This window comes from Coprobacter secundus subsp. similis, from assembly GCF_015097275.1.
Lineage (GTDB): Bacteria > Bacteroidota > Bacteroidia > Bacteroidales > Coprobacteraceae > Coprobacter > Coprobacter secundus.
On record NZ_AP023322.1, the window covers coordinates 637,055 to 655,971 of the forward strand.

Genomic DNA, 18,917 nt, shown 5'->3' on the forward strand with positions numbered 1-18,917 from the left:
TATTGCAAATTGTTTTACTATCGCATTAAACACCTTGCTTTATAGGCGTTAACTGTAAATTTTTTTCAAATTATCTCAGAACAGAACTACTTTGACTGACAGAGGTGAGGGTATCTGTCAAATTTGAATAACTACCTGAAATAGAGTAAAAAAATATTCTCATTATTAAAAAATCAAATGAAATTTTTTGACTTCCTATGAAAGAACTGTACCAATCTTCTGTACACTTCAAATATAAAAAGATAAAAATAAACGTTAATTACATTTTTAAAGCATAAATTTTGAAAACGGTAACGATATGTCTATCTTTGTTCGTTCTTTTTCAATGATATATTTTAAAAATTAAAAAATATGAACATAAAAAATTTATTGATTATGGCGGTAACCACTGCAATGTCTTTCGGATTTGCCGCATGTTCTTCTGACGATGATGATGACAAAAGCGGATTACTTTATAATGATGTGAATTCGGAATATAATGACTATGTCAGTGTCTGTGGAATAAAGTGGGCGAGAGGTAATCTCCAACATTTGGGGGAAGAGTGGAAGATTGCCGACCATCAGTGGGAATATTTTAATTATGTCGATGGAAATACCGGGTCATCTATTACTCAAAGTTCTTCACAAATGGATCATTTCAATTGGGGAGTATGCGGAGTAAATGCTTTGACTACCAGTTCTGCCGTTTGTGCAAAAAATGTATCCCAAGATATAAGCGGCAAGATGTTTACCGACGAGGCATGTACTATTGAGACCACAGATTTTTCTATTGCATCATATGGCGATATCGCTTATTGGGCAACTCAAGGCTCTTGGCGGTTGCCGACTCAGGCAGAATTAGAAAAACTGTACAATGAGGCCTCGTACCAATACGGATATTACACGACAGAAGATGGTAAGAATGTTTATGGATATTTGTTTACACCTCCGAAAAAAAGTGGTCGTGTAGAAAATACTACAGCACGTCAGATTACTGACGAAGAATTGATAGGCGGGCTCTTCCTTCCGGCAACCGGTTGCCGTATCAACCCGGGAACAGTGGTCTCTAATGGAGGAAAGGTAGGTTATTATTGGACATCCCAATATCGTAATGCCGGTGATAACGATTATGCCTATTATCTGGAATTACAACCGACTCGGATTCGTTGGGCAGGAAATGCCAGTTATTATGGACGGTCGGTGCGTCCTGTAAAATTTGATTTTACTACCACCACTATAGATTAAAAAAATATTAAGGACATTAATCGTTGCCGGATTGATTCGGCAACGATTTTGTTTTTTACAGATTTAACCTTTACAGTAAATCGGATTACACAATAGTTTTTATCCGGCCCATATTTTGTTATTGGCAGATTCACCTTCATAGAATAGAAATCAGTAGCTTTTTATCTCTTCTATGAAAGATATAAATATATGAGATTCTTTGTATATAAGAAAGGTATAAACAAAAAATGGTTGTCATCACGACAACCAATCTTCATTAACCTTAAATCTAATACTATGAAAAACACAGTGCAAATATAGATGATATATGTTATATAACACAATTATTTATTGACAAAATGCTTTCAATTAACATTAATTATTTCTTGGAAAATTTATGATTGTCATGATGACAATATTTTCGTTAATAATCATATATTTGTCTATCATTAGAATCATCCACATTAAAAATAAAGTTTTTATAAAAATGAAGTCAATAATCTATTGGTCAGCATTACTATCAAGCGCATTATTTATGACTCAATGTGCAAACAGTAAGAAGATAACTCAGAAAAATGATATCCCTAAAGAACGAAATCTTGCTTATCAAGATAGTTATTCAGCTTCAGCTTATTATGAAGACCTCTATAACTGTGCCGAAATGAAATATGCATTCAAAGGTACGACATATAAGGAGTTTGAAGCTTGGCAGAAAGAATTTAGGGACAAATTAAAAGAAAGACTGGGTATCACTAAGTTAGAAAAACAATTGGCTTCATTTGAAGTTAAAGCCCGGAAGATTGATTCAGAAGATATAGGATATGCCATTAGAGAAAGATGGGAGATATGGACTGAACCCGACGTACCTCTGCCGTTTGTATTATTATTGCCTAAAAATAAAGAAGGGAAATTGCCCTTAATGATAACACCACATGGACATGGAAAAAATACGGAAACTTATGCTGGGGTATACCTCTCTGAGCAAGAGCGTATCGAAGGTGAAGTAGGAGAACGAAATGTCGCTGTACAGGCGGTACAAAATGGTTTTATTGCTATTGCTCCCACCTCAAGAGGGTTCGGAAAGACTCGTACCCCGGAAGATAAAGCAAAAGACGTACCATATTCCTGTCGTACATTATTGATGCAAGATTTGCTGGTTGGACGTACACCCATCGGAGACAGAGTGTGGGACATTTCCAAATTGATAGATTGGGCATTGGCAGAATTACCCGTTGATAAGAAAAATATTATTGTTTCCGGTAATTCCGGGGGAGGTACTACAACTCTTTTTGCCGGAGCATGCGATACCCGTATATCGATGTCAATTCCTGCTTCATATTTTAGCACATTTACGAAAAGTATTGGAGCAATGTATCATTGCGACTGCAATTACATTCCGGGGATATTGGAATATGGAGAGATGGCCGATATTGCAGGATTGACAGCCCCCCGCTTATTCTGTGCTTTAAATGGGAAAAAGGATCCTATGTTTCCTTTGAAAGAGGCCCAAAAAGCTTTCGCAAACCTGAAAAAAATATATACAGCCGCTGGAGTGCCTGATAATTGTGAGCTTTATGTCGGGAATGAGGGACACCGTTACTATAAAGCAGGAGCATGGAATTTTATAAATAAGCATCTGGCAAAATAAATCAGCCTTTTATAAAGGATAAAAAATAAAAGCCGCGTTTTAAGTCATACTTTACGCGGCTTTTTATAATTTAGATAAATACAATATCTCTGATTATCTATTTGAATTGAGGAATGATTTCAAATAGTTCTACATCACCTTCTATCTGTATTTGAGATACACCATCACTAAGTTCCGTTGTATAATATGCTGAGTCGATGACGGTTTCAGATACCTGCGTACCATCCGTTTTGAGCTGTTTGATTTTGGCGGGAGATGCAGTCGCAATCGGTTTTATCAATAAAATGTAACCTTTGACATTTTCCGGCACTTCAAAAGTAAGAATGCCCTGATTTTTATAAGATGTACCTAAACGTTTGTCAAACGCATAAAGAGCTTGCTGTTGGTTTTCTGCATCCAAATGGAATCCTAAATTTTCGATTCGAGCCGGGTTTACATCAAATGAACGTATGGCAGCATAGTTTGTCCGTGCAGATTCGAGCCTTTTCAATCGCACATATCTGGCTTTTACAGGCTCTCCGTTCCACAGAATCACATATTGTTTTTTCAGCTCTTTAGACAAAGGCGTCCAAGCTGTTCCGTCTTCAGAACATTCCAGCAATGCATGGTCGAAGTAGTCAACGTCATCAACAGAGTTTCTTCCTTGCAAAATAGAAATATCGGAAATATTTCGGACACTTCCCAAATCTATCCCTATCCAGTCTCCCGCCTTTTGAGCAATACCGGAAGTGTAATAAGTTGTAGAGTCGTTATCGAACATCAGTTTGGACAACGTCGTTTTAGCATTATTGAATGAACCTATACCTCTATAATACATCGGAGTTTCACCCATCAGCCTTGCCAAAAATCCATAACCCATATCATCCATGGCATTTTCATAAAACGGTTGTAGCTTCATAGTTCCCGATTTATGTGCCTCGTAATTTTCCCGCTCTTCTCTACTCATCAGGTTTTGTACATATTTGTTCCAAAAAACAGCATTATCCTGGCCAGAACGATAAATACGCATAAGTTCTAATGCCTGCTTTCCCCTTGTTCCTAATTTGCCGAACTCTATAAGCCAAGGTTGCAACTCTTTGAACAATGCACGATTGATACATCCGTCTTCAATTTCTTCAGGAGCTTTTTCTACTCTGTCAAATTCTTCCCGAAGAGCCTGAAAACCGTTTTCTGTCCAATTGTCAATTCTGAAAGTGTTTGTTTCCCACGATTCATCTCTGCGATAACCGGTTTCCGTATCACAAGAGTGGATAGCAAAAGTCCGGTACGCTTCTTTAGCTTCGGGCATCAATTCTTCCAGGCCTCTTTCCCAATTGTCTATGGGATTGTAACTTGCTGTGTTCCATGAATAATCTGCGACTCCGTACAAGGCCAGTTTCGAAGCCTCACCATGTTCCATCGGGTTACTTGCTATACCGCATAGATGGGTATTGTTAAGAGACGTATTCAGACCATATACCGGACCTTGTAAAATTATATTCCGTACATAATCGGTAACCGGATAGTTCCACCAGAAATAGGCCGGCCTTTTGATGCGGGAGTTTACCCAGTCCAGCGTCTCTTTTGTCAAATCACTACAAACGACATCCCCTGTCCAGAAAACTTCAACCGATGGGTCAAGTGTCTCTCCGTATATAGCCAGACTTCCTTGGGGAGTCGGGTTGGCCCAAAGTTTGGAGTAGTCCGTCGGGCAGACAATTAAAGACGATACATCCCCTTTTGCTTTCACAAAGTCTTTTGTCAACCTGTTTAGCAATTCCGTTTGTTTCACCGGATTAGTTCCTTCTCCCGAAATATCATCGAAAAAGATAGCAAAAGAACGCACACCGAGGTCATACATCCAGTTGAATTTGTTAATGAGGTTTTCATAATCTTCCTCATTCCATTTGATATCCTGTCCCGGGTGTATAGCCCAGACAAAATCGACCCGGTTCCGTTTACAAGCCTGTATCAGTTCCGCAATATTTTTAGCCTCTTTCTCTGGATATGGAAGTCTCCAGTTCGGGCAGCTGTGATAAGGGTCATCTTTAGGACCATACAAATAAGTATTCATTTTGAATTTACCGTAAAAATCAATCAATGACATCCTTACATCATGTGACCAAGGAGTTCCGTAAAATCCCTCGACTACACCCCTGTATTTCAAGTCCGGGTAATCATTTATTTCCAGATAAGGCAATTTCCCTCCTGCTGTTGCCGGACTTTCGATAAGTTGTCTGAGTGTCTGTATCCCATAAAAAGCTCCTTTTTCGTCATAACCTGTAATCGATATCCCCTTATCATCTATACTCATGGCATATGAGCCCGATATAGCTTTTGCCCCTCGTTTTAATGCCACCTTAGTTCCGAAATCTATAGAAAGTTTCGCCCCTTTTTTGTTAAAAGAGACAAAACCTAAATCGTTGGAAAATTTATCTTGCCTGTCTTTTAGACATACTCCTTCTGATATATTGAGTGTACTTTCTTTATGGAAAACCAATCTTTGTGGAGTAGGGTTGATGATTATTCCCTGATGATCCAATTTTTTACCGGGAACAGGCAAAACGTCTTGAGATTCAGATCTTTGGGAGGACAAATCAAAATCACCCTCCTGGGCAGAAAGTGTTCCACATACCAATGCTCCGGCAATCCAAATAATCAGTGATTTTTTACAATTAATCATTTTCATAATAAAAATATATTAGACATGGTATCTTGTTTTTAAAAATAGTTATTAAAAATAGAAAACTTAACAAAGTTAATTAATTATCTTGTCCAGACAACTACTCCGATATCTTTAATTCTATTTTTTTACTAAAAACCTTTTACTTAACCATTTTCTTACCGGTTCGTCATACAACTTCAGACAGAGATACGCCAATAGAATGTTTCCGAAGAACAAGCCCAAAGCGACAGGCCAAGTTTGGGAAAAAGTTAATTTTTCTCCCCAAACCCATGCATAAAACAAGTACATGAAAGGATAATGTACAATATACAGAGGATAAGATATATCTCCCAAAAACTTACAGATTCTTGATGTTCCTTTGTCTGTTGTCTTTCCCGAAGCTCCCAGATATACCAGTATCGGAAAAATGATAATAGAACATACCGAATCGTAAATACCATTCATCCATAAAGCTTCGGTCCCTCCGATATGAGGTACGGAAAGAAGAACAGCGATTGTCAAACTACATATCCAGAAAGCGCCTCGGATATGTACCGGTTTGAAAACACGGGACATCAGCAATCCCATAGAGAACGAAAACAACAACCGGAGAAAGCCACCGAGCAGATTGTAATCCAATAATGACCAGCCTACACCCAAATGTCCGAAACCGGAAAGATTAGATATGGCAAATGATGCCAATCCGATTCCGGCAAAAATGACAAGAACCGTAAGAGCCTTGGTAGACATTCGACGTATACACAATGCATATAGAAGATTACCGATATATTCGAAAAACAAAGACCAGCTGGGTCCATTTAGCGGATACATCTCTCCATTGCCGCGAACCTCATGGCCTGAACCCGGTACTGCCGGAATCAAAAATAGATTAAGAAGCATTGCGAGCACCAACATGGATATGGAAACTTGCGTACCATCCCATTTTTCACAACCTTGTATATAGAATGTAATAGCCCCTAAAACAGCCCCCATAACAACCATCGGATGCAGACGTATCAACCGGCGTTTTATAAAATCCTTTATTGTCATGGATGTTTTCCAGCGGTCGTCATAAGCATAGCCGATAACAAATCCTGATAAAATAAAGAAAAAGTCGACAGCCAGATACCCATGATTGAATCGTTGGTCGATAGGACTTGTTGCAAAACCTTCAAATACATGATACCATATAACAAGAAGGGCTGCAACACCTCTAAGCCCATCCAGCAGTTCGTAATGCGGTTTAGTGTCTGCAAAAGCAGCGGAAGAAATTTTTTGCATGATGAATTTATAAATTATATTATTGTAATCAGCGCATTCTATGATGCCGCAAAGATAAGTAACTTATAAATTCTAAAATTTGTCCTGTGTCAAAATATTAAGATTTATCCAAAATTTTATTGAAGAAAAAATATAATGAGATACAGAAATATTTTATAACATTCAACAACAAGCCTCAGCTCGTTTTGATAACGAAAAAATAAGGTGATTATTTACGACAATACCCTAACTAACTTTGCCAATAATACTGTTTTGTGCCTTTAGACAGTACCTTCCAGCCTATTTTCTACGACTTCAAGTGTGAGTTTCTGTTTATCAATTACCCTATAATCGGGCACACCAACAAACTTACTCCGTATCGCAATATCGTTGCATACTTCACAAATACAAAAAATACCTAAACTATCACCAAGTTTCGGAAACTTCTCCATAAATTGTCCTTTTAAAAGATGAAGACGCAGGGGGTGTTTTTCTTCCTTATACTCGAATTGCTCTTCAAACATAATCTGACTGTTTCATTCTCCTCTGACGATGATATTAGCGTCCGTGCCGTCATTGTCCTGTACTTCGATTAAAATAATTGTCCTGTTCATAACTACAAATTTTTCTCATTCTATATCTGAAAATTTTAGAAGTATAAGTAAATGATTTATAGCAGTATTAGTAAAACGCTTATTCTATTGTACAGCCCAAAAACTTGCTTTACCTTTGCACTATAACACTAAATTATATCGGATATGTTAGAAATTAAATCAACAGCAAAAGGCTATGTTACCAATCAAGACATTAGCCCAAGGTTATTTGAACAGGTGGGCAATACAATCGTAAGAGTTATTTGCGAAGTACCTTGTTACGCAGATGTCAATACTTTGGAGAATTCAATATGTAGTTACATGAGTTCTTTCATGCCTGATGGTATTGAAGTAAAAACAAATCACGTAACAATTAATCAAAGTTCTGGTGAAGATGCAAGAGGTAGATATATTGAAAATTTAGATTTTCAAGTATATATCTAAATTGAATGATAAAATAGTAAGGGGTAACTTATACAGCTTTACCGTTTTAGGGTATTGTCGTAAACAATCACCAAAAATAATTTATCCGTAATTTGTATTAGGACTCATAGCAAAGAAAATCAATCCTTTATACTGTAATGATTATTTCACATTTTCTGTAAATGATATGTGCCAAACATCTTTTCTCTAAACCCACTGCTCGACAAGATGTTTCAATTCTGTAAAATTTGGGAACACCCCGTCTTATCATAACTATTTTTGAGCTCTGAGACGACTGAGTGTCGAGAGCGTTATACCCAGATAAGACGCGATATATCCCAGCTGTACCCGCTGGCACACCTGGGGAAACTGTTGCATAAACTTCTTATATCTTTCTTTGGCCGATAGAGTAAGATGCTCTTTATGGGAACGGTGCAAGCGCCGGTATTCGTTCTGATGAATAATTCTCCCCCAATTAGCCAATTCGATATTAGTCTGGAAAAGCCGGAGCAAATCATTTAGTGATATCCTATAAGCAACAACATCCTCAAGTGTTTCTACAAATTCCTCGCTCATTTTATTATAGTATAGCTCATCCATACTGAAAACGATACTACCTTCCCACGCGAAAGACGTCGTTATTTCTTCACCGTTTACCAGCCAGAAAGAACGAGTCATCCCTTTTTCAATAAAATAAGCCGATTTACAAAACTGGTTTGCTTTTATCAGTTGAAATCTTTTAGGAAAATGGCATAAACTCACATTTTCTTTAAGCGTCTGTATGGTATCGTCTGAAATCGGATATAAAGAATTTATTTTATCTATCACATTCTTCATAAAGCAAATTCATAATTATTTTCTGTCATCGTCAAATATAACAAAAATAACCAAGAGCCGGAGAAAAATATATTAAGATAATTATCAGCTCCAAGAGCCTGGCTGAATTTTGCTTGGGCCAGGTGTAGAATATCTTTCGAGGATGTTTTTCTGTTTTTAATAGCAGGCTATTTGACAAGTGAAAACGGGAAAAAAGACCGGAAGAAAATGCAAATAATTTCCTTATCGGAAAATTTGGACAACAGCTCTTAATCTCAGCGCGAGAACTCGAAAAAATCAATGAAACCCCTCTCATTTCCGCAAATATTCCATATAGGTATCATAATCTATGTGTCGGCCTCCCATGGATAGCAGATGAGGAGTTTCAAACTGGCAATCTATCATGACACCGCCATTTTCATGAAAGAAGTTTGCTAAGTAGACAAGAGCCAGTTTTGAAGCATTAGGAACCAATGAAAACATACTTTCACCGAAAAAACATCGACCCAGTGTCACCCCATAAAGTCCGCCTGCTAACGCATCTTTATCCCATACCTCTACACTGGCGGCAAATCCCTGTTCATACAAGCGGGTATATGCCTCTGTCATTTCCGGTCCGAGCCAAGCCCCGTTTTGATGGATGCGCAAACGGCTGCAATGATATATGACCTCATTAAAAGCCCGATTGATGGTTATACGATATTTTCCCTTATGGATAAGGGTGCGCATGGAGTGGGAGACATGTATCTCATTCGGGAGAATGACAAAGCGGTCTAAAGGGCACCACCATTGTATAATACCTTCTCGAAAAGCATACCAAGGAAATATTCCGTTAGAGTAAGCCAGTATCAGCCGGTCGATAGAAAGATCACCACCTACAGCCAACAGCCCGTCCGGGTCCCCGTAATGAGGGTCGGGAAATATGAGCTCATCAGTCAGTTTGTATACCATGTCCTAATCCCTCCCGGCATTAGTTTCTTCATCTATACTTTTTTCAGGTTCCGTAAGCTGTAGTTTCAACGTATCATCTTCAACAAGAACAGAAGTCTTTCCTCCTTTTTTCAAAGACCCGAATAAGATTTCCCGCATCAGAAGAGGTTTCAAGGATGAAGCTATGACCCGGTCCATTTCCCGAGCACCATATTCAGGCAAAAAACCTCGGAGAAGTAACCATTTCCGAGCCTCATCACTGAGCTTCATAGATATTTGTCGCGCTGTCAATTTCTGATTCAATTCTCCAAGTTTCTTGTCAAGGATGAGTGAAGCCATTCGGTAATCCATATCATGAAAGACGACTGTGGCCGACAGCCGGTTTATAAACTCCGGTTTGAAAGTCTTCTTCACCTGCTTAAGCATGACTTCTCCGGCAGCGATTCGGCTGTTGAACCCGACAGAAGCTTGACGGGCATATTGTGCACCGGCATTGGAAGTCATGATGAGTATCACATGACGACAATCGGCTTTACGCCCTTTATTATCAGTAAGTACCGCATAATCCATCACCTGCAGTAAAATATTGAATATATCGGGATGAGCCTTCTCTATCTCGTCAAGCAGCAATACACAGTTAGGTGTTTTCCGTATCGCATCAGTCAGTAGTCCCCCGTCTTCATATCCCACATAACCTGCCGGAGAGCCGATAAGCTTGGCTACAGTATGTTTCTCCGTATACTCGCTCATATCGAACCGTTGCAAAGATACGCCCAGTTCAGAAGCAAGAACCTTGGCCACTTCTGTTTTTCCTACCCCGGTAGGGCCCACAAAAAGAAAACTGGCCATAGGCTTGTTCTCGTCCAGCAATCCGGCTTTCGACATCTGTACAGCCTCTACTACTTGGCGCACAGCTTCGTCTTGGCCATATATTTTTGCACTGATACGTTCGTACAAAGTCTCCAGAGTAGAAGCATCATCTTCCTTCATTGCAAGCGCATCGACTTTACAAACACGAGCCAGTATCTCCGTAATCAGGTTTTTATCTACTGTCTGTTGTTGAGCCGAAGGAGTAGGATGCATTTCCCTGTAAGCTCCGGCCTCATCTACCAAATCAATCGCCTTGTCAGGAAGAAATCTGTCGTTGATATAACGAGCACTTGCCCTGACGGCATAAGGAATGACGTCTGATTCATAAACTACCCCGTGATATGATTCATATTTCTCTTTCAAGCCCTCTACGATATGTATTGTCTCCTCTATACCTGGTTCCGGTATATCTATTTGTTGGAAACGACGAACCAAACCTTTGCTGCGGGAAAAATATCGGTTAAATTCTTCATAAGTCGTAGAACCTATGAAACGTATGTCCCCGTTTTCCAGATAAGGTTTCAGCATATTAGACGCATCCATAGAGCCATCTCCCGTACGTCCGGCACCGATGAGGTTGTGTATTTCATCGATATAGACAATGGCATGTCCTTCGTTTTGCACACCATCCATGATTGCTTTCAATCGTTTTTCAAAATCTCCCCTATACTGAGTACCGGCCAGCAAAGACCCCAAATCCAACTCGTAAATGCGGCAACCCCGAAGCCGTTCAGGGACGTTACCCGCTTCGATACGGGCAGCCAATCCATAAGCGAGAGAAGTCTTTCCCACACCGGGTTCACCGACATGAAGCGGATTATTCTTCTCCTTGCGGCAAAGCACCTGTATCGTACGTTCCAACTCGCTTTCCCGGCCTATAAGTGGATTATGTTCCTTTAAGTAATCATTGAGACACGTTACATAACTTTTCCAACCCTCTTTTTTCCCCTGTTCATCAGAGATAGGCATTTCATCCTCGTATTCAACCGCTTCATACTGAGAAATCAGGCAACTAAGAAACTCAGGCATTTCTTCACCCAAAGTCTCTTTGAGAAAATGACAAGCCCACGAATCCTGCAATCGGAGCATTCCCTGTATAAGGTGGGGGACATCCAGTTCCTCGGCGCTCGAGTAGTTGAGCATTATATAAGCATGTTGTAGCAAAGAGTTGAGCTGAGCCGAAATCTCCAGATGATATTCCACATCTTCAGGAATACTCTCTATCTCTTTTGTCAGATAAGCTTCTATGCGGTCGGCAAGCTCTTGAATGTTGCAGAAACAGTCTTCCAGCGCATTTATAAACGGTCTTTGGGTGAGAAAAGCACATAACAGATGTTCCGGCATGATAAATTCATGCCGCAATTCAGTAGCTTTATGTTGTGCGTAAGAAAATGCAACGTCGACAAATTCTGTATTTTTTATATCCATATTTTTCCTTCGATAACTTATTCATCTTCTGGCTCTACAGTAAGCCGGAGGGGAAAACCCTTACTTCGAGCCATGTGGGTAGCTTTTTGTACTTTAGACAACGCAATGTCATAAGAATAGACTCCGACTATGGCAGAATTGCTTTTATGTACCTGCAGCATAAGCCGTTCCGCTTCAGCTTGCGATTTGAAGAAAATAGTAGTGAGTATTTCCACAACAAAATCCATGGTTGTGAAATCATCATTGAAAATTCTTACTTTAAACCTCCGCGGCTCATGTATATCTACGCGATCTTTATTCTTGAAAGAAGATTGTTGCTGTTCCATAATGAGACAAAAATATGAAAAATACGCATTCTATACATCACTTTTATTTAAGTAAATCGATGATTAGACGAGAAGTGAGGCAACCTTACTTTTTTGATATTAGGTTTATAGCTTTTATATTGTAGGATTTACCACAGAAGCCATTCGTCGAAATCTACCCCATATACCCGTTCTTTCTCCATACACATTCCTAAAAACATTCCCATGTTAGAACTGAATGTCCCGATAAACAACTCGGATGCTCTTAAGATTTCCATTGAAGCAAATAATTTTATCAAGTCTTTCTTCTTGCTTTCTTTATCTTGACTTTGAAATTCTGAATAGAAATACCCCCTTTCTGAATGTTCTGTCAAAGAATAAAAATACCACTGAGGATAATTCTTTTTCAACTCTTCTATAACTCCATAGTCATCTGTTGATACAAAAGCTTTTCTCAATGAAGACAATTTTTCCGCTTTATCGATATATGCCGAGCATTGCAACAATTCATGCTCGGTAAACTTGTCGCCACCACGAATATGAAACCCGATATATTTATCCGGTAAATCCAGAGGCTGTATCAATTTACGTATCTCACTCAAAGTCTCGGGATTGAAGCGATAAATCATTTTTATGATTTCATGAGCGACAGTGCGCAAGTCTCCTTTCAGCTCTAATTGAGGAATAGAATACTCGATTCGAGCACATGAGACCTGCCGGAATTTGCAAAACAAGTCAAACGTAAGATATGTATGCTTGTGTTTCAATCGCCATAGCAAATACTCCCAACGGGCCAGACCATGAACGGAGAACCAAGGGTCTTCAGTACGTGCATTATATTTATGGTGAAACTTATCATTCACCTCCTCACAAAAAGGTAAAAAATAATCTTGCCAACCATCTTTATATCCGAAATTTGCATCTGCCGAATACATGGAAAATCTTATCTGGGACTTCAGACAATAAATCATGGCCAACACCATATTGTTGAACTCTGAATAAAAACCGGAATCACATCCTAAATGGAAAATTAATTTCCAGTAAGAAAAAGAATCATTGACCTCTTTATACTTTTGTATCATAATGCAAACAAAAACGAATCAGTATAAAATATTAAATATAAATAATTAAAAATCAAAATATTAATCCAGAAATTATTTCAAAAAAAATAAATACTGTCGACATTATGTATACAAAGATAGCCAATAATTTTAAAAATAAATCAGAGCCTGTTCTTCTTTCGCTCAGACCGGCTTTGGAAATTTCTTTAGAGACACTTTTTCTATTTTATCTTTCCTTTCGAGAAGGGCAGGAGCGTACGACAGTGAAATGCCCACTATCGACAAACACTACAATCTCACCTCACTCAACAATAAATTACTTTTTTCGGAAAAATCAAACAAGCTCTTATTGGAATTACAGATAATCGTATATTTTCAACACATCATTGGAGTACTTGTTTTTTATAGAAGAAGCAACATGAATTCATAAAAAAAGGTTGTCTCACGACAACCAATCTTCATTAACCTTAAATCTAATACCATGAAAAACACAGTGCAAATATATAGAATTTTATGCTACACAACATAATTATTCGGCAGAAAAACTCACAAGTTAACATTAATTATATTTTAAGCGGATTTGGCTATAACTTACCAATACAATATCAGCCCCGCAACACCGGCCAGACATATCATCGATATAGGATGAAGATTATATTTCCAAAGCAGGATAAATGACATTACAAAAATAATCAAGCTTTTATAATCAATAAAATTTTCTTTGTTTATCAGTAATAGAACTGCCGCTGCAATCAGAGAAATAGTCATCGGTCTCAATCCTGCAAAAGCAGCTTTTACAAATTTATTGGTTTTGAATTTGACAAAACAATACGAAATAACGAGCACCATTAAAAAGGATGGGAGACATACCGCTATCGTAGCAACTACGGCACCCCAGATACTCCCGGTTGCCGAGTAGCCGATATATGTCGCACTGTTGATACCGATGGGACCGGGAGTCATTTGCGATATGGCAACGATATCGGTAAAAGACTTCAGGTCCAGCCAGTGATACTTGTCGACAACTTCATGCTGTATCAGTGACAACATGGCATATCCTCCGCCAAATCCTAAAATACCTATTTTCAGGTAAACCCACAATAACTGCCAGTATATCATATTTTACCACCTATCTTTTCTTTTATCCAAAATGTGTAAACGAGTCCTCCTACGATAGCCCCCAATACGATATATGCAGGAGATATTCCTGCCAACCATATAAGTAGTGCTCCTGCAATTACAAATATGATATTCAGACCTCTTAACCGGACGGCTCGTGCAGTATGGATACAAGGCACAAGAATCAGAGCCACTACTGCAGGTCGTATCCCATTGAATATTTTTGATACCCATACGTTATCCTGAAAATGAGTAAAAAATACAGCAATCGATAACATGACTGCAAAAGCCGGTAAGATACTGCCCAAAGCGCAAATTATGCTACCTTTTATTTTTCTTAATCGGTACCCCACGAAAATAGATATATTGACGGCAAATACTCCCGGTAGTGATTGCGTAACAGCAAAAATATCCATGAAATCTTTGGAGTCGAGCCAACCTTTGTTTACAATTTCCCTCTCTATCAGAGGTATCATGGCATATCCTCCACCGATAGTAAACATTCCGATTTTAGCAAAAGTAAAAAACAGTGTCCAATACATTGATATAAAGTCCTCTCCGATGTATATGTAAAATAAGAGAAAACAAAATTAGCCATTTTTTATAAATATGAAAGCTATTCTTGAGAAGGATTGCCATGAGTCTTTACCGAACGACGGTTTAGAAATTCTGCAAATTCATTTTTATATGAATCCGAAATGGGAATATATTGTTTCCCGAAAACAATACGGTTACGCTCGATAATTTTGATTTTATCCGGTTGTACGATAAATGAGCGATGCACTCTCATAAAACGGGACGAAGGAAGCATTTCTTCCATAGATTTCAAGCTCATCAAAGAAAGTACAGGATGGGGCTCATCTTCAAGATAGATTTTTATATAGTCTTTCAAACCTTCGATATACAATATTTTCTTTAACTCTATCTGCCGAAGTTTATAATCCGATTTTACGAAAATCGATTCTATTCCAGTATTACCATTTTCTGTTTGGACATGTTTATTTTTCAGTTCAAACCACTCAACAGCCCTGTTGCACGCCTCCAGAAAGTCTGCATAACTGATAGGTTTCAGCAGATAATCTATAGCCGGGATTTTATAACTGTCAACTGCATATTGGCTGAAAGCTGTCGTAAATATGATACGACATCTGTTCCGTATCATTTTGGAAAGTTCCATTCCATTTATATCAGGCATCTGTATATCGAGAAAAGCCAAGTCTATATCGTCCCGATTAATAAAGTCAAGAGCCGAAATTGCATCGGTAAATTTGCCGCACAATGTAAGGAAGGGTGTTTTTTGCACGTAACTTTCAAGCAAGTCCAAAGCCAAAGGCTCATCATCTACAATACAGCATTTCAGGTTCATTTGTATTCCGGTTTTAGGAACAAGGTTAGCAACGTAGAATACCGGTCACCGGTTTGTTCCGTATGTAACAAATAACTATTGGGATACAGTAGTTCGAGCCGTCTCCTCAGATTTTCCAATCCTATGCCCGAACCACTTTTATCATGTTCATTTTTAGGGAAAAAGCTGTTTTCGATACAACAACTGATTTTTTCTTGTGGTACGATTTCAATGCAAATACTGACAAACGATTGGCAAGTATTGCTCACACCATGCTTGAACGCATTCTCTATCAACGAAATAAACAGGAGTGGAGCAATATTCATACCCGTTACGGCTTGAGGAAGGGATACATCCAACTTTACCTTGTCCGATAAGCGTAATCTCATCAGCTCTATATAATTCCGTATAAAGTCGAGTTCTCTTTCCAATGGAACATAATTGCCTGTATTCTCGTACAGGACATACCGCAACAGCTTACTCAGGTCATGCACAGCCTGTTGTGCCTTCTCGGGGCTGAAGGTAATAAGAGAATAAATGTTGTTGAGTGTATTGAACAAAAAATGTGGATTCAACTGGTTCTGCAAATTTTTCAATTCAGCCTCGGCTCGCCTTTTCTCCAGTTCTTTTTGGGTGTTTTCCGACTCTATCCACTGGGATGTCATTTTTATAGCCACACTCAATCCTGCAGCCAGAAAAAGAGAAAATACATCTCGCGTAAGGAAAAAAAAGTCCCGATACCACACCCTGGGCCCCATTTTTACCATTTCCGGAGGTGGTGGGAAGTTTATGAAGTTCAAGTCTTTCCAGTACCGTATGCCCATACTGACAATGATGATGAGCAACAAATTCCAAAACAAATACTTATACGTCTGCTTTTTAAATAGAAACTTGTCAATGAGATAGAAATAATTGATATAAAAGACAACAGCCAAAGAAAAAGGAATTATAAAAAAATCCCAATAACGTATCATGCGACGGCCGGCAAAATTTTCTTCAAAAAAGAACAAAGGCAACCCGATAATAAGTCCCCATACGATAGCATGTATAGCGACTTGTAATATTCTATTTTTTTGTATATGCCCGCTCATAAAAACAATCTGTTACACAAAAATACAATTATAAATGGATAAATAACCGAAAAATAGTTCGAATTTCCACCTGACCTCTTAAAGAAAGAATGTACAATTCTTTCTATCATCACCGATATTTTTTTTCCTGCAAGGAACTATATCCCTTCTTATTGAAGCGAGGGAAGGAGCAAGGCATCCAAATCCCCCGGACGTTACAATATTACTCGTATCTTATAGCATCTATCGGATCGAGATCTGCAGCCTTTTTAGCCGGGTACCAACCGAAAAATATCCCGGTAACGGTACATACGGCAAAAGACAGAAATATACTCCATGGTTGTATGTATATAGGCCAGTGGGCAATATTTTTTACAATCCAGCTTGCTCCGCAACCGATAAGAACCCCGATAATACCACCCGTTATACTGATTAGGATAGCCTCTATGAGAAATTGGCTCAGTATATCGATACCCCGGGCTCCAACAGACATGCGAAGACCGATTTCCCTAGTCCTTTCCGTTACCGACACATACATGATATTCATAATGCCTATACCTCCGACAATCAACGATATTCCGGCAATACACGCGAGCAGAGTCGTCATCAAGTCGGTAGTAGAATTCAACATACTGCTCAGCTCCTGTTGGCTACGAATCGTAAAGTCATCCTCGTCGCTATCTTTCAATCGGTGTTCACGTCGTAAGATAGTACTGATTTCTTCCGTTGCATAATTAGTCATATCTTCCGATAAGGCAGATGCATATATCCCGTTCAGATAAGTAACAGCCAGTATCCGTTTCATTACTGTAGTGTAAGGAGCCAGCACGACATCGTCTTGGTCCATACCCATGGAATTGTAACCTTTCGATTCCAGTACACCCACAATCTGAAAAGGTATCTTATTGAATCTGATGACATGTCCCACAGGATCACTGCCATCCGGAAACAGGTTATCGACAATGGTTTTCCCGATAACGCAAACTTTTGCCGAACTTTGAATATCGGCTTCGGCAAACATCTCCCCACTCTCTATTTTAAGCTGTCTTATCTCTAAATAGTCGAGTCCGACGCCATAAATTGTCGAAGGATAGTTATTCGAGCCGTTGACTAACTGTCCCGAAGAAGATACGTTGGGGCTTATCGCTGCAATGAAATTTGTCTCATCTCGCAATTTTTCATAATTTTCGAGTTTCAACGTTTGCATTTCCGAAGGGTCACGACGCACCCCGCCACGCATGTCACCTCCCGGGTGAATCATAATCATATTTGACCCCATTTCAGCAATTTGGGTCTGGATGCTTTTCTTCGAGCCTTGTCCGATAGCCAGCATCGTAATGACCGAAGCCACACCGATAATGATACCCAACATGGTCAAGAAAGCTCGCAGTTTGTTATTGGCAAGGGCCCGAAGGGCTATTTTGAATAAATTGGTTCCGTTCATATTCTATATCTTAATCATCATCGTTCTTCGGTAATGCAGCCAAAGCTTCGCTTGCCGAAAGAATATTATTATTTACGGTATCTTCTATGACATGCCCGTCGCGCAGCCGTATATTTCTGCTACTGTATTGGGCTATATCCGGATTATGAGTTACGAAAATAATCGTACGCCCTTCGGCATGAAGTTCCTGAAACAGGACCAGTATTTCAAAGGAAGTACGCGTATCCAAATTTCCGGTAGCTTCGTCAGCCAAAATAACAGCCGGATTGTTTACCAATGCCCGGGCAATAGCGACTCGCTGCATCTGTCCCCCCGACATTTGATTCGATTTATGTTCCAGCCGGTCACCTAAGCCCACTGCCTTCAAAGCCTCTATTGCCCGATTCCTGCGTTCAGCCGCACCGACTTTTGCATTATACATAAGTGGCAATTCCACATTCTCGACGGCTGTCGTTTTAGGTAGCAAATTATAGTTTTGAAACACAAAACCGATTTTCCGATTTCTCAATATTGCCCGTTCAGACTTACTCATAGTACGTACCGAAATACCGTCAAGGTAATATTCCCCGCTCGAAGGAGTATCGAGACAACCTAACGTGTTCAGTAACGTAGATTTACCCGATCCTGAAGTTCCCATAATCGTTACAAATTCTCCTTCATTGATGGTAAATGTGATACCTCGCAAAGCATGCACAATTTCATCACCGACTTGAAAATTTCGTTTGATATTTTGCAGTTCGATAACTTTTTTACTCATA

The 18,917-nt window shown here is 39.1% G+C and carries 17 protein-coding genes; 3 read left to right on the plus strand and 14 right to left on the minus strand.

The features are described from left to right. The first annotated feature begins 351 nt into the window (after positions 1 to 351). The gene (locus tag Cop2CBH44_RS02315; RefSeq protein ID WP_021929966.1) at positions 352 to 1,224 is read left to right on the plus strand and encodes a hypothetical protein; all 873 of its coding nucleotides are present in this window, start codon (positions 352 to 354) and stop codon (positions 1,222 to 1,224) included. Positions 1,225 to 1,690: 466 nt separating this feature from the next. After that, positions 1,691 to 2,851, plus strand: a complete 1,161-nt coding sequence (locus tag Cop2CBH44_RS02320) for an alpha/beta hydrolase family protein (protein ID WP_246469168.1) — start codon at positions 1,691 to 1,693, stop codon at positions 2,849 to 2,851. Positions 2,852 to 2,948: 97 nt separating this feature from the next. On the opposite strand, the gene Cop2CBH44_RS02325 is transcribed toward Cop2CBH44_RS02320, so the two are convergent. The 3 genes from Cop2CBH44_RS02325 to Cop2CBH44_RS16485 form a co-directional block, all read right to left on the minus strand. Next, positions 2,949 to 5,519, minus strand: coding sequence for a beta-N-acetylglucosaminidase domain-containing protein (locus Cop2CBH44_RS02325; RefSeq protein ID WP_200755484.1), 2,571 nt, complete (start codon positions 5,517 to 5,519; stop codon positions 2,949 to 2,951). Between the two features lie 114 nt (positions 5,520 to 5,633). After that, positions 5,634 to 6,776 (minus strand): acyltransferase family protein, encoded by a 1,143-nt coding sequence (locus tag Cop2CBH44_RS02330; RefSeq protein ID WP_200755485.1) that lies wholly within the window; start codon positions 6,774 to 6,776, stop codon positions 5,634 to 5,636. 260 nt (positions 6,777 to 7,036) lie between these two features. Further along, a complete protein-coding gene (locus Cop2CBH44_RS16485; protein WP_246469169.1) occupies positions 7,037 to 7,207 on the minus strand; it encodes a hypothetical protein in 171 nt (56 codons plus the stop codon). A 306-nt stretch (positions 7,208 to 7,513) separates the two neighbouring features. On the opposite strand from Cop2CBH44_RS16485, the gene Cop2CBH44_RS02340 reads away from it, so the two are divergent. Beyond that, positions 7,514 to 7,792 carry a hypothetical protein gene (locus Cop2CBH44_RS02340; RefSeq protein WP_021929961.1) on the plus strand — a complete coding sequence of 93 codons (279 nt, stop codon included), beginning with the start codon at positions 7,514 to 7,516 and terminating at the stop codon, positions 7,790 to 7,792. A gap of 252 nt (positions 7,793 to 8,044) precedes the next feature. Here the strand turns inward: Cop2CBH44_RS02340 and Cop2CBH44_RS02345 are convergent, their stop codons facing one another. From Cop2CBH44_RS02345 to Cop2CBH44_RS02395, 11 genes are all read right to left on the minus strand, one after another. Then, complete coding sequence (locus Cop2CBH44_RS02345) at positions 8,045 to 8,608, minus strand: Crp/Fnr family transcriptional regulator (protein ID WP_021929960.1); 564 nt, start codon at positions 8,606 to 8,608, stop codon at positions 8,045 to 8,047. A gap of 291 nt (positions 8,609 to 8,899) precedes the next feature. Beyond that, positions 8,900 to 9,538: a leucyl/phenylalanyl-tRNA--protein transferase gene (gene aat / locus Cop2CBH44_RS02350; RefSeq protein WP_200755486.1), complete on the minus strand. Its 639-nt coding sequence runs from the start codon at positions 9,536 to 9,538 to the stop codon at positions 8,900 to 8,902. Positions 9,539 to 9,541: 3 nt separating this feature from the next. After that, a complete protein-coding gene (locus tag Cop2CBH44_RS02355) occupies positions 9,542 to 11,815 on the minus strand; it encodes an AAA family ATPase (protein ID WP_200755487.1) in 2,274 nt (757 codons plus the stop codon). 17 nt (positions 11,816 to 11,832) lie between these two features. Continuing rightward, the gene (locus Cop2CBH44_RS02360) at positions 11,833 to 12,141 is read right to left on the minus strand and encodes an ATP-dependent Clp protease adaptor ClpS (protein WP_021929957.1); all 309 of its coding nucleotides are present in this window, start codon (positions 12,139 to 12,141) and stop codon (positions 11,833 to 11,835) included. Between the two features lie 128 nt (positions 12,142 to 12,269). After that, positions 12,270 to 13,202: an O-fucosyltransferase family protein gene (locus Cop2CBH44_RS02365; protein WP_200755488.1), complete on the minus strand. Its 933-nt coding sequence runs from the start codon at positions 13,200 to 13,202 to the stop codon at positions 12,270 to 12,272. A gap of 570 nt (positions 13,203 to 13,772) precedes the next feature. Beyond that, the gene (locus Cop2CBH44_RS02370; RefSeq protein ID WP_200755489.1) at positions 13,773 to 14,300 is read right to left on the minus strand and encodes a chromate transporter; all 528 of its coding nucleotides are present in this window, start codon (positions 14,298 to 14,300) and stop codon (positions 13,773 to 13,775) included. After that, on the minus strand, positions 14,297 to 14,842 hold the full coding sequence (locus Cop2CBH44_RS02375) for a chromate transporter (protein ID WP_200755490.1): 546 nt from the start codon (positions 14,840 to 14,842) through the stop codon (positions 14,297 to 14,299). The genes Cop2CBH44_RS02370 and Cop2CBH44_RS02375 overlap by 4 nt, the downstream gene beginning before the upstream one ends. A 74-nt stretch (positions 14,843 to 14,916) precedes the next feature. Continuing rightward, positions 14,917 to 15,666, minus strand: coding sequence for a LytR/AlgR family response regulator transcription factor (locus Cop2CBH44_RS02380; RefSeq protein WP_055096050.1), 750 nt, complete (start codon positions 15,664 to 15,666; stop codon positions 14,917 to 14,919). Next, positions 15,663 to 16,736: a sensor histidine kinase gene (locus Cop2CBH44_RS02385; RefSeq protein WP_021929951.1), complete on the minus strand. Its 1,074-nt coding sequence runs from the start codon at positions 16,734 to 16,736 to the stop codon at positions 15,663 to 15,665. Before Cop2CBH44_RS02385 ends, Cop2CBH44_RS02380 begins: the two co-directional genes overlap by 4 nt. Positions 16,737 to 16,938: 202 nt before the next feature. Beyond that, complete coding sequence (locus Cop2CBH44_RS02390; RefSeq protein WP_200755491.1) at positions 16,939 to 18,159, minus strand: ABC transporter permease; 1,221 nt, start codon at positions 18,157 to 18,159, stop codon at positions 16,939 to 16,941. A gap of 10 nt (positions 18,160 to 18,169) precedes the next feature. Then, complete coding sequence (locus tag Cop2CBH44_RS02395; protein ID WP_200755492.1) at positions 18,170 to 18,916, minus strand: ABC transporter ATP-binding protein; 747 nt, start codon at positions 18,914 to 18,916, stop codon at positions 18,170 to 18,172. Position 18,917 lies beyond the last annotated feature (1 nt).